General features: G+C 71.0%; 12 protein-coding genes. 7 read left to right on the forward strand and 5 right to left on the reverse strand.

Features of this window, described 5'->3' with window-relative positions; all coding sequences use genetic code 11:
• Positions 1–14: 14 nt before the first annotated feature.
• Both ASF18_RS14930 and ASF18_RS14935 read right to left on the reverse strand, forming a co-directional pair.
• Positions 15–752 carry a YoaK family protein gene (locus tag ASF18_RS14930; RefSeq protein WP_056215006.1) on the reverse strand — a complete coding sequence of 246 codons (738 nt, stop codon included), beginning with the start codon at positions 750–752 and terminating at the stop codon, positions 15–17.
• Between the two features lie 193 nt (positions 753–945).
• Positions 946–1,881: a methyltransferase domain-containing protein gene (locus tag ASF18_RS14935; protein ID WP_056215400.1), complete on the reverse strand. Its 936-nt coding sequence runs from the start codon at positions 1,879–1,881 to the stop codon at positions 946–948.
• A 41-nt stretch (positions 1,882–1,922) separates the two neighbouring features.
• On the opposite strand from ASF18_RS14935, the gene ASF18_RS14940 reads away from it, so the two are divergent.
• From ASF18_RS14940 to ASF18_RS14950, 3 genes are read left to right on the forward strand one after another with little or no spacing between them, the layout of a single operon-like run.
• Positions 1,923–2,969 (forward strand): ligase-associated DNA damage response exonuclease, encoded by a 1,047-nt coding sequence (locus tag ASF18_RS14940; protein ID WP_056352610.1) that lies wholly within the window; start codon positions 1,923–1,925, stop codon positions 2,967–2,969.
• Positions 2,966–4,690 carry a cisplatin damage response ATP-dependent DNA ligase gene (locus ASF18_RS14945; protein WP_056352613.1) on the forward strand — a complete coding sequence of 575 codons (1,725 nt, stop codon included), beginning with the start codon at positions 2,966–2,968 and terminating at the stop codon, positions 4,688–4,690. The genes ASF18_RS14940 and ASF18_RS14945 overlap by 4 nt, the downstream gene beginning before the upstream one ends.
• Complete coding sequence (locus ASF18_RS14950; protein WP_056352616.1) at positions 4,687–5,157, forward strand: secondary thiamine-phosphate synthase enzyme YjbQ; 471 nt, start codon at positions 4,687–4,689, stop codon at positions 5,155–5,157. Before ASF18_RS14945 ends, ASF18_RS14950 begins: the two co-directional genes overlap by 4 nt.
• 12 nt (positions 5,158–5,169) lie before the next feature.
• On the opposite strand, the gene ASF18_RS14955 is transcribed toward ASF18_RS14950, so the two are convergent.
• Positions 5,170–5,616 carry a DMT family transporter gene (locus ASF18_RS14955; protein ID WP_056352618.1) on the reverse strand — a complete coding sequence of 149 codons (447 nt, stop codon included), beginning with the start codon at positions 5,614–5,616 and terminating at the stop codon, positions 5,170–5,172.
• 95 nt (positions 5,617–5,711) lie between these two features.
• On the opposite strand from ASF18_RS14955, the gene ASF18_RS14960 reads away from it, so the two are divergent.
• The 3 genes from ASF18_RS14960 to ASF18_RS14970 all read left to right on the forward strand — a co-directional run bounded on the left by ASF18_RS14960 (position 5,712) and on the right by ASF18_RS14970 (position 8,514).
• The gene (locus tag ASF18_RS14960; RefSeq protein WP_056275502.1) at positions 5,712–6,623 is read left to right on the forward strand and encodes a LysR family transcriptional regulator; all 912 of its coding nucleotides are present in this window, start codon (positions 5,712–5,714) and stop codon (positions 6,621–6,623) included.
• Between the two features lie 85 nt (positions 6,624–6,708).
• Complete coding sequence (locus ASF18_RS14965; protein ID WP_056215031.1) at positions 6,709–7,881, forward strand: zinc-dependent alcohol dehydrogenase; 1,173 nt, start codon at positions 6,709–6,711, stop codon at positions 7,879–7,881.
• A gap of 81 nt (positions 7,882–7,962) precedes the next feature.
• Positions 7,963–8,514: a hypothetical protein gene (locus ASF18_RS14970; RefSeq protein ID WP_056275507.1), complete on the forward strand. Its 552-nt coding sequence runs from the start codon at positions 7,963–7,965 to the stop codon at positions 8,512–8,514.
• A 151-nt stretch (positions 8,515–8,665) separates the two neighbouring features.
• Here the strand turns inward: ASF18_RS14970 and ASF18_RS14975 are convergent, their stop codons facing one another.
• Positions 8,666–9,655 (reverse strand): catalase family peroxidase, encoded by a 990-nt coding sequence (locus tag ASF18_RS14975; protein WP_056352620.1) that lies wholly within the window; start codon positions 9,653–9,655, stop codon positions 8,666–8,668.
• A 93-nt stretch (positions 9,656–9,748) separates the two neighbouring features.
• Positions 9,749–10,591, reverse strand: coding sequence for a porin family protein (locus ASF18_RS14980; RefSeq protein ID WP_056352622.1), 843 nt, complete (start codon positions 10,589–10,591; stop codon positions 9,749–9,751).
• Between the two features lie 562 nt (positions 10,592–11,153).
• On the opposite strand from ASF18_RS14980, the gene ASF18_RS14985 reads away from it, so the two are divergent.
• Entirely contained in the window at positions 11,154–11,906 is a 753-nt protein-coding gene (locus ASF18_RS14985; protein WP_056352624.1) for a bacteriorhodopsin, read from the forward strand.
• Positions 11,907–11,911: the final 5 nt, after the last annotated feature.

Genomic DNA, 11,911 nt, shown 5'->3' on the forward strand with positions numbered 1-11,911 from the left:
CCTCGGATCTCCACTCAGATCTTGGCCGCCGCCGTACCATCCGGCGGATGCGTCTCGACCTCTCCGCTGACGTAGCGGCTGCCCGGCTTCATGATCGTCAGCACCAGGGCGATGAGGGCGAGCAGCGCCGAGACCGCGGCCGGAAACAGGAACGCATCCTCGCCGTAGCGCATCTGCAGGAAGCCGCCGATGACCGCACCGGTGCTCAGCGCCGCCCAGAGGGGGGCCTGGATCCAGAACGAGGGGGCCACCGTGCCGAGCATCAGGTTGGCGAGCCCGGTTCCGAACCGCACCACCGCGCCGGTGACGTAGGTGAGCGCGAGGCTGCGCCCGCCCTCGTCCTGCAGCGTCGCGTTCTGGAGGCCCAGAGCGATGACGATCGGGTAGGCGTGGAGCGGGAAGGCGAAGGTGCCGTGGGGGACGATGAGCCCGATGGTCAGGAGCACCGACTGCAGCAGGAGCAGCACCGAGAGGCGCCAGCGCCCGACCCAGGCGGCGATCAGGGTGCCGGCGAAGGCGCCGAAGCAGAAGAGGACGATGACCGAGGCGACCCGCGACGTGCTCTCCCAGTCGAAGCGGCTGACCGAGACGCCGAATCGGGTCGTGTTGCCGCTCATGAACGACATGAAGAGCTGCGAGAATTCGAGAAAGCCGATGGAATCGGCGCAACCGGCCACGGCCGAGAGGGCCAGCGCGAAGGGGATGCGCGTCGCGGCACTCGCCGGAAACGACTTGTTCTGCGTCTCTGCCATAGGGTTGCTATCCTCCGTCCCGTGCGGCGGCTGAACTACGGTGGCGTAAGGCCGATACGCTCGGTGCACCGCCGGACCTCGACGTCAGGTCCCGGGCGGGGTGATCCGATGCGTCCGGGGCAACAGTCACGCTCCCGTTTGGTTCAACCGCGTCGTGCGCTTGCGCTCAAGGGCGGCGACGGACACGTGAATGTTACCGCCGCCGGGCGACGATGACTTGGCCGGGGACGTCGGCTCCGTTTTCCCGTCGCACGACGGCCGGCTCGGCGCGTTCGAGGGCGAGCCCCGCCCCCGCCAGGGTCTCCCGCACCAGCGCGTCGCCATGGGCGTAGCGCGCATCCGCTCCCAGGATGAGTCCGTCGCCCGGATGGGACTGCACCGTGAAGGCAAAGCGCCCGCCCGGGCGCAGGACGCGGGCGCTGCCGGAGACCACGCCGGCGAAATCGCCCACGTAGATCATGACGTCGGCGGCCGTGACGCAATCGGCCGAGGCGGGGGGCTCGGCGCCGAGCGCCGCCACCAGCTCGCCCTCCACCAGCCGGTGATAGCCGCCGCGCCGCCCGGCCTCGGCCAGCATCCCGGGCGAGAGGTCGATCCCGGTCAGGAACTGCGCCCGGCCGGCGAGGGCGGCCCCGACGAGCCCGGTACCGCAGCCGAGGTCGATCACCCACCCGAGGGGCGTGGCCGGACCTGCCGATGCCTCGAGCGCATCGGCGACGAGCGTATGCCCGCGATAGGACAGGCCCTCCACGAGGTGGCGGTCGAAGCGCGGCGCGTAGGCGTCGAACAGCGCCCGGACGTAGCCCGGCGAGATCGCGCTGGCGGCCTCGCCGGCGCCGATGCGCACCAGGGCGAGGCGGGCGCCCTGCGCGTCCTCGGGGTCGAGGTCGAGGGCGCTGGCGTAGGCGCGCAGGGCCGCGTGGTGATCGCTGGCCCGCCCGCTCTGGGCGTACCGGCCTTCGCGGGCCCGGCCGAGGAGGAACCAGGCCGGGGCGAAGCGGGGGGCGATCTCCAGGGCCTGCTCCGCCATCTCGGCGGCAGCGTCCGGATCGCCGTCGTCGAGGCAGCCCTGGGCGTAGGCGTAGCGCCGGTCGGCGCGAAGGTCGCCGGAGGTGATCGTGCGGGACATGTGGCTGCGCATGGGCGTCGGGCGCCCTATATGCCGCGCCAATGAGTTTCAGCGCCAGCGATCTTCTCACCCTGACCCGCGAGGGCCTGTACTGCCCCCTCGGCGGCTTCCACGTGGATCCGACCTGGCCGGTGCCGCGCGCCCTCATCACCCACGGCCATGCCGACCATGCCCGGGCGGGGCACGGGCGCGTGATGGCCACGGGCGAGACCCTGCGCATCATGGCGGTGCGCTACGGCGCCGATTTCTGCGCGAGCCGGCAGGAGGCCCCCCTCGGCGAGGCGATCCGCATCGGCGACGTCACCGTGCGCTTCGCCCCCGCCGGGCACGTGCTCGGCTCGGCCCAGATCGCGATCGAGGCGCAGGGCGTGCGGGTGGTGGTGTCGGGCGACTACAAGCGCGCCGACGACCCGACCTGCCTGCCCTTCGAGGTGGTGCCCTGCGACGTCTTCATCACCGAGGCGACCTTCGGCCTGCCGGTGTTCCGGATGCCGGACACCCGCGACGAGGTGCAAAAGCTCCTCGATTCCGTGACCCTGTTCCCCGAGCGCGCCCACATCGTCGGCGCCTACGCGCTCGGCAAGGCGCAGCGGGTGATGGCCCTGCTGCGGGAGGCCGGCTACGACCGGCCGATCTACCTGCACGGCGCCATGGAAAAGCTGACCGAGCTCTACAAGCAGGAGGGCATTCCCCTCGGCGAGACCCCCAAGGTGGTGGCCACCGAGCGGGCCAAACTGCACGGGGCCATCGTGCTCTGCCCGCCCTCGTCGATCCAGGACGTCTGGTCGCGCAAGTTCCCCGACCCCGTGACGGCCTTCGCCTCGGGCTGGATGCGGGTGCGGGCCCGGGCCCGGCAGAAGGGGGTCGAGCTGCCCCTCTGCATCTCCGACCATTCCGACTGGCCCGATCTCTGCCGCACCATCCTGGAGACCGGGGCCGGGGAGGTCTGGGTCACCCACGGGCAGGAGGACGCCCTGGTGCACTGGTGCGGGACGAAGGGCATCAAGGCCAAGCCCCTGCACCTCCTCGGCTACGGCGACGACGGCGAGTCCGAGCCGGTCGCCCCGCCGGAGGAGGCCGTCGCATGAACGACTTCGCCCACCTCCTCGACCGCCTCGCCTACGAGCCGCGCCGCAACGCCAAGCTGCGCCTGCTGCAGGACTACTTCACCCACGCTCCCGACCCGGAGCGCGGCTACGCGCTCGCCGCGATGACCGGCGGCCTGACCTTTCGCGAGGCCAAGCCGGCGATGATCCGGGGCCTGGTCGAAGCCCGCGTCGACCCGGTGCTGTTCGGGCTGTCGCACAACTACGTGGGCGATCTGGCCGAGACCACAGCGCTGATCTGGCCGGCGCCCGTGCCCTCGGATGGCGAGCCGGTCATCGGCCCCGGCCACAACAATCCTCCCCCGCACGTGCCGACGCTCGCCGAGGTGGTCGAGACGCTGGGCACGGTGAAGAAGGCCGACCTGCCCGCCCGCATCGCCGCGTGGCTCGATGCCCTCGACGAGACCGGGCGCTGGGCGCTGCTGAAGCTCATCACCGGCGCGCTCCGCGTCGGCGTCTCGGCGCGCCTCGCCAAGACCGCCATCGGGGCGCTGGGCGGCCACGAGGCCGACGCGGTCGAGGAGGTCTGGCACGGGCTCGAGCCGCCCTACGCCAGCCTGTTCGCCTGGGTCGAGGGCCGGGGCGAGCGCCCCACCACCCTGAACCCGGCCCCGTTCCGGCCGCCGATGCTCTCCCACCCCATCGACGAGGAGGGCGATTTCGAAAAGCTCGATCCGGCGGCGTTTTCCGGCGAGTGGAAGTGGGACGGCATCCGGGTTCAGCTCGTCGGCGGACGGGACGCGGCCGGGGAACACGTGGCGCGGATCTACTCGCGCACCGGCGAGGACATCTCCGGCGCCTTCCCGGATCTGGCCGAGGCGATCACCTTCTCGGGGGCCATCGACGGCGAGTTGCTGATCCTGCGCGAGCGCCGCGTGCAGAGCTTCAACGTGCTCCAGCAGCGCCTGAACCGGAAGGCCGTGACCCCGAAGCTCCTGGAGGAGTTCCCGGCCCATGTCCGCGCCTACGACCTGATGCAGGCGGACGGCGAGGACCTGCGCCCGCTGCCCTTCACCGCGCGCCGGGCTCGCCTGGAGGCGTTCGTCGCCGCCCTCGATCACGCCCGCATCGACCTCTCGCCCCTGGTGCCCTTCGCGACCTGGGCGGATCTGGCCGCGGCCCGCGCCGACCCGGCCGCCGTGGGGGCGGGCGAGGATGCCGACGCCATCGAGGGCGTCATGCTCAAGGCCCGCGACAGCGTCTACCTGCCGGGCCGGCCCAAGGGGCCGTGGTGGAAGTGGAAGCGCGAGCCGTTCCGCGTCGACACCGTGATGATGTACGCCCAGCGCGGACACGGGAAGCGCTCGTCGTTCTACTCCGACTACACCTTCGGGGTCTGGCGCGCGCGCGAGGACGGCACGCCCGAGCTCGTGCCGGTCGGCAAGGCCTATCACGGCTTCACCGATGCCGAGCTGCAGAAGCTCGACCGCTACGTCCGCAACAACACCACCAAGCGCTTCGGCCCGGTGCGCGAGGTGTCCTACGGCCTCGACCACGGCCTCGTGCTCGAGATCGCCTTCGAGGGGGTGCAGCGCTCGACCCGGCACAAGTCGGGCGTCGCCATGCGGTTTCCCCGGGTGGCGCGCATCCGCTGGGACAAGCCGGCGGCGGAGGCCGACCGGATCGACGCCCTGGAGACCATCCTGGCCCGGGGCGAGCGCGAGATCGCGCCGGGCGAAACCCTGACGGAGACGCACGGATGAGGCAGGCGGGCAAGATCGGTGCGCTGCAGGGCTTCGCCAGCGGCCCGGTGGCGCGTCAGGCGGCGGCCACGGTCACGGTCTCGACGCCCGGCCAGGGCTTCACCGACATCACCGGGGCGGTGGAGGCCTTCCGCGCGCAGAGCGGGATCGCGGAGGGCCTCGTCACCGTGTTCTGCCGGCACACCTCGGCCTCCCTGACCATCCAGGAAAATGCCGACCCCGATGTGCGGACCGACCTCCTCACCGCCCTCGACGGGCTCGCGCCGCGCCATGCCGGCTACGTGCACGGCGCCGAGGGGCCGGACGACATGCCGGCCCATATCCGCACGATGGTGACGGATTCGAACCTGGCGATCCCGGTGAGGGGCGGGCGCCTCGCCCTCGGGACCTGGCAGGGGATCTACCTCGTCGAGCACCGGGACCGGCCGCACCGCCGGGAGATCGTCCTGCAGGGGCTCGGCGCCTGAGAACCGGCCGGATCAGCGCCGGATCAGCACCACGCCGCCGATCAGGAGCGCCACGCCGATCACGCGGGTCGCGTCGAGTTCGCGCTGGGCGAGGCCGAGCCAGCCGAAATGGTCGAAGGCCACCGAGGCCAGCATCTGGCCGGTGACGAGGAGGGCCAGGAAGGTCGCCGCGCCGAGTTCCGGCACGAGGATCGTGGCGAGCGCGATGAAGACCGCGCCGAAGAACCCGCCGCTCCAGCCCCACCACGGAATGCGCCCGGTCAGGCTGGCCGCCGGCAGCGGGTCGCGCAGGGCCAGGGCCAGCACCACCATGGACAGGAGGCCGACGAAGTAGCTGGCGAAGCCCGCCCAGGCGGAGGAATTCAGGGCGATCCGCAGATTCGCGATCAGCGCCTGCTGCACCACGATGCTGGCGCCCGCCATGACGGAGAGGGCCACGGGAAGCAGGAGGTTGAGCATCGGCCTGGCACCTGTTCGGGACACGGGCGCCTTGACAACCATTCCGTGGCCATGCCGTCAAATGACGGATCGGCGCGTTTCCATGCGGATGGGGCATGATCAATCCGGGCCATCTCGATCTCTTTCGCGCGGTGATGCGCCATGGCGGGATGACCCGGGCCGCCGCCGCGCTGGGCATCGGCCAGCCGCACGTGAGCCGGGCCATGGCCCAGCTCGAGGCCGAGACCGGCCTTTCGCTGTTCGTGCGCGGCCACGGCACCGCCCGGCCGACGCCCGAGGGGGAGGCCTTCGCCCGCGAGGTTGAGCGGAGCCATGCCGGCCTCGAACAGCTGACCCACGCCGCCCGGCAGATCCGCGAGCTCGGCACCGGGCCCCTGCGCGTCGCCTGCCAGCCGTCCCTGGCCTCCCGCCTGCTGCCGCGGGCGATCCGGCGCCTCATGGCCGAGCATCCGGGTGCCCGCGTCGCCGTCCATGTGCCGAGCCCCGACACGATCTGGGCCTGGACCGCCTCGGGCCGGTGCGACCTTGGCCTCGCCCGCCCGCGCTCCGGCCATGCGGGGGTGGCGGCCGAGGGCTTCCTCACGGTCGACGCGGTCTGCGCCCTGCCGCGCCGGCACCGGCTGGCCCGCCGGCGCGCCATCGGGGTGGAGGACCTCGTCGGCGAGACCCTGATCGCCGGCGGTCCCGGCCTGTTCCAGGAGGCCGTCGAGGCGCGGTTCGCGGAGGCCGGGTGCGTGCCGCGCTTTCCGCTGATGGCGCAGTACACGGCGGCGCGCTGCGGGCTCGTCGCGGAGGGCCTGGGCCTCGCCATCGTCGATCCGGTCCCGGCCGGCGAACTCACCGGCCTGCCGATCGTGCTGCGCCCGTTCCGGCCGGCCCTGCCGATCGAGACCGCGCTGATCCGGCCGGCGGGCCGCCCGCCGGGGCGCCTCGCGGAGCGCCTGATCGACTTCCTTCGCCTGGAGCGCGACGCGCTGGTTCCGGAACCGATCCTCGCGCCCGATTGAGACCTGCGATCCCGAACCGAACTCACGTCCCGTCGCCGGGTTCTCAGCATATCGGCGACACGACACCGCACGTGGGAGAGATACGATGAAGGCTCTCGTCTGGCACGGCGCTCAGGACATTCGCTGCGACTCCGTCCCCGATCCCCGGATCGAGGACGAGCGGGACGCGATCATCAAGGTCACGGCCTGCGCCATCTGCGGCTCGGACCTGCACCTCTACGACCACGTCATGCCCGGCATGGAGAAGGGCGACGTCATGGGCCACGAGTTCATGGGCGAGGTGGTCGAGACGGGGAAGGGCGTCGGCGGCAGCCTGCGCAAGGGCGAACGGGTGGTGATCCCGTTCACGATCATCTGCGGCGAATGCGACCAGTGCAAGCGCGGCTTCTTCTCGGTCTGCGAGCGCTCGAACCGCAACAAGCACCTCGCCGCCAAGGTCTTCGGGCACACCACCGCGGGCCTCTTCGGCTACACCCACCTCACTGGGGGCTATGCGGGCGGCCAGGCCGAGTACGTCCGCGTCCCCTTCGCGGACAAGACCCACATCAAGGTGCCGGAGGGGCTCACCGACGAGCAGGTCCTGTTCCTCGGCGACATCTTCCCCACCGGCTGGCAGGCGGCGGTGCAGGCGGACATCCAGCCCACCGACACCGTGGCGATCTGGGGCGCCGGCCCGGTCGGCCAGATGGCGATCCGCTCGGCGATCCTGCTCGGCGCCAAGCAGGTGGTGTGCATCGACCGCGTGCCCGAGCGCCTGGAGATGGCCCGGGCCGGGGGCGCCGTGACCATCGACAACGGCACGGAGAGCACCGTCGAGCGGCTGAACCAGCTCACGGCCGGCAAGGGTCCGGAGAAGTGCATCGATGCCGTCGGCATGGAAGCGCACGCCCCCCGCGCCCTGGAGCACGCCTACGACCGCCTGAAGCAGGCGATGATGCTGGAGAGCGACCGGGCCAGCGTCCTGCGGGAAATGATCTATGTCTGCCGCCCGGCCGGCATCCTCTCCATCCCGGGGGTCTATGGCGGCCTCGTGGACAAGATCCCGATGGGCGCCCTGATGAACAAGGGCCTCACCGTCCGCACCGGGCAGACCCACGTCAACCGCTGGACCGACGACCTCGTGAAGCGGATCGCCGACGGGCAGATCGACCCCTCCTTCGTCATCACCCACCGGGGCCGCCTCGAAGACGGGCCCGATCTCTACAAGACGTTCCGCGACAAGAAGGACAACTGCATCAAGGTCGTGCTCCGGCCCTGAGCGCCGCCCGTTTTCCCGATGGAGGAAGTCCGCATGCCCGCATCCGCGTCCCGTCCGGATCCGATCCTTCGTTCCGGTCGGATGAGGCCCGAAGTCCCGCCCGCCCGGCTGTCCTCGGACCGCCGGCGCCGGCCCGATCCGGCCACGCGCCAGGTGGCGCAGGGCCTCGGCTGGTTCTCCCTCGCCCTCGGGATCACCGAGCTGACCTGCGGCGACGCCATCGCGCGCTGGCTCGGCATGCCCCGCGCCGGCGCGCTGGTGCGCGCCTACGGTGTGCGTGAGATCGTCCAGGGCGCCGGCATCCTCGGCTCCCACGATCCGACGCCGTGGATCTGGGCCCGGGTGGCCGGCGACGTCCTCGACGTCGCCACCGTCCTGCCCGGCCTCACGGGCGATCCGCGCCACCGCGCCAACACCGGCATCGCCCTCGGCGCCCTGGCGGGCGTCGGCGTGATCGACGTGCTCTGCGCCCAGGCCCTGTCCGACGCCCCCCTGGCGCCCTCGGAGCGCGTCCGTGCGGATTATCGGAGCCGGAGCGGTTTCCCGAAGGGCATCGACGCGATGCGCGGCGCCGCCCGCGACGTCCGGCCCCCCGAATTCACGACGCCGGAGGGGCTCCGGGCCTGGGCTTAGGGCGCGGACCGGGCGCGGATCGCCCGGTCGCGATGCGGGCGCCCATCGCGACCCGGGTGCCGCCGTACGGGGGTCGCTCCGCACCACAGGCGGTCCCGGGCCGGCATCCCGCCATCGCCCGTCCGGGACCGCCCCGGTCGGGTGCTTGGCCTCAGTTCGACCGCCGCGACAGCGAGATCGCGTAGGCCGGCGAGCGGATGGCGAACATCGGGTCGTCGGCGGGGCCGGCCACGCCCGCGGGCAGGTCGACCACCGGATCGAAGGTCGCCGCGTCGCAGGTGGCGGCCGGCGCGAGGGCGGCGATCGCCAGGGTGCCGAGCTTGACCGACTTGCGATTCTCCTCGGGCCAGAGGACGGTGGGATCCTGGGTCGGATCGCCTGGCTCGCCGAGGATCGCCACGAGGTCGAACGTCGCCGGCCCCTGCGCGAGACGCGCCGTCAATTCGTCGGCGTAGAACGCGTCGGGCTTGGCCTTGGCCTCGTCGTCCGTGAGGCCGAGCTGGCCCGCCGTCGCCACCGTCTTCAGCTTGGCCACCGTGGCTTTTCCGGCGGCGTCGGTGAGCGTGTAGGCGTGGACGCCCCAGTAATCGACGCCCGCGTAGCTCGCCGGCACCGGGCGCGCGTTGAGCCAGGCGGCCTGCCGGGTCGTCTCGGGGTTGGCCACCCCGAACGCCTTGATCTTCTCGGCATCCGGTTTTCCGTCCGGTCCCGGCGCCCGCACGCTGGCGAAATCGAGCAATTGCTGCGGAGTCTTGGAGCCGAAGACCGGGGCCGAGATGAACACGAACACCATGTCGCCGGTGGAGTGGTTGATCCGCATGGAGAAGCCGCGCGTGACGGGCTTGGCCTTGTCGGAGACCTTCGGGTTGCTGCCCCCCATGGAGAAGCGGGCCGTCACCGGCAGGGGCTTCCCGGGGGCGCGGCTGAAGTGCGGCGCCTTGGACAGGCCCTGCGCTTCGGCCGAGGGCGTGAAGCTGCCCGTGACGCAGACGCCCTTGGCCCCGCTCCCGCGCACGTTCGGCTGATTGCCGCCGGCCTTGAACAGGGCGTCGACGATGGCCTGCGTCTCGGGTTCGGCCTTCGCAGGCGTCGAGCAGGCGAGGGCGGCGATACCGCCGAGGAGCAGCAGGTTCGGTCTCATCACGGGCGCACCCCACGGGCAAACGGATCGAGGTCGGGAGACAACGGAGCCGACACCCCGGGCGCGATTCCCGGGGTGTCGGCCGGGTCGGGCCTAGTAGCTGCCGAACTTGTAGTTCAGGCCGGCGCGGACGAGGCTGCCCTCGGTGGAGATGCGGCTGTTGTAGCCGACACCGGGACCGCCGACGCTGGCGACGAGCAGATTGCGGCTGCCGAGATCGTAGCGCAGGTATTCGGCCTTGAGGGTCACGGCGCTGGACTTGAAGAAGTTGAAGAACGAGTCCGTGGGCAGGGCGTACTCGATGCCGCCGCCATAGGCGTAGCCGGTCTCGATATTGGAGCGCGACCCCGCATAGGTGACGGGCAGGCCGGTGGTGAAGGTGATGCGCTGGGTGACGTCGCCGTAGGCGAAGCCGCCGGTCCCGTAGATCAGGAACTTGTCGAAGGCGTAGCCGATCCGGCCGCGGACGGTGCCGAGGAACGACAGCTCGGTGCGGTAGCTGTTGGTCAGCTGGTTCGGGTTGAAGACCGGGTTGAAGATGACCTGGGTCGTGGTGCGCTGGAGGTCGGTGTATTGCGCATCGGCTTCGAGGCCGACCACGATGCCGCTGCCCGGGGTGAACTGATAGTTGTAGCCGACCTGGCCGCCGCCGGTGAATCCTTCCGACGCATTCCGCACGGACGCCTGACGCAGACCGTTGACGACGTTGTTCTGCAGCTGCGCGCCGCCGGGGGTGTTGATGCCCGTGGTGCGGATGGTGTCGTTCTCGCTGAAGGCGTAGCCGGCATTGATACCGAAATAGGCGCCCGTCCAGGTGAAGACCGGGATGGGCGTGAAGACCGGCGGGGGGGCCTGACGGCGGGGCAGGTCGGCGGCGGCGGCGGCGCTGGAGAGAAGCGCGGCGGCACCGCCGGCCAGGAGCAGCGTCTTGAGCATCGGCAAAGGGCCTTCGGGTTCAGGACTTTCGGGATGGAGGGACGGTGCCCGCCCACCCTCGACATGCCGATCCCTTGCGACCATGCATAGATCTTGCGGCGTTCAGGCGTCGTATTCCGAAGCAGATCCGCCGCTTTCCAATGCTGCAGTGATCTATCTGCAACAGAAATTCCAATGGATCTCCTAGTAATAAACTTTTCGTGATAGCGGATTAAAACAGAACTCTGTTCTTTACTGCACTATTGGGCGTCGGCTTGCCCAAGAGGGCGAATCGCGGCGCTCGGTATTGCGGCCTGGATCTGCGGCTCCGGCGTGAAGGGGGGGCAGGGTCGCTCCGGGGCGGCGCCGCGGCTCGCATCCGCGATCGTCGCTGCCGATTTGCTGGCTGCCGAGGCCGGCTTTCCGGTCCTGCCCCTGCATTTCGCGCATGGCTCGGCGGAGGCCTTCCGGTCTCACCCGACTGTGACCTCTTCTCCGTGCAACGATCGACGCCGAGGCAACTTGGGCAGGGGTGCCGCCACGTTCGGGGCGAGCCTTTCATCCCTGTAGCAACGAGATGTTGATGACGCCTCAATTCTGGCTTTGGCTCGGCTTCGCGGGCATGGCGGCCGGTGCCGCCGCGATTCTGTTCCTCGGGAAGCGGCGGACCCCCGCGGAGGAGGCGGATGCCATCATCCACGGGATCGTGCCGATCATCGCGGCCTGTTCCTACTTCGCCATGGCGACGGGGCAGGGGAGCATCGCCCTGCCGGCCGGTCCGGAAGCGGCCGACGCCGCGCGGCAGTTCTACTTCGCCCGCTACATCGACTGGACCTTCACCACGCCCCTGCTGCTCGTCGGCCTCGCCCGCACGGCGATGCATTCGGGGATGCGCCGTCCGGCCGTCGTCTGGGGCCTCGTCGGCTCCGACCTGATCATGATCGTCACCGCCCTGGCCTTCGGCCTCTCGACGGTCGCCTGGGTGAAGTGGACCTGGTTCGCCATCTCCTGCGGCGCGTTCCTGGCCGTGTTCTACGGGATCTTCGTGCAGCTGCGGGAGGAGAACGCCACCGAACGGGCCGATGTTCGCTCCGCCTTCCTGCGCAACGCCGTGTTCCTCTCGGCAGTCTGGTGCGCCTATCCGGTGGTGCTCCTCGTCGGCCAGGACGGCCTCAGCTTCCTGTCCCCCGCCGTGGCCCTGGCCGTGGTGGCGATCCTCGATCTGACCGCGAAGGTGGTCTACGGCGTGATGGCGACGCTGCAGACCACGCGGGCCGTCGACCGGGACCTCGCCGAAGGCACGGTCACGGCCAAGCCCCTGCGCCGGGCGGCCTGATCCGG

Source organism: Methylobacterium sp. Leaf89 (assembly GCF_001422215.1).
Lineage (GTDB): Bacteria > Pseudomonadota > Alphaproteobacteria > Rhizobiales > Beijerinckiaceae > Methylobacterium.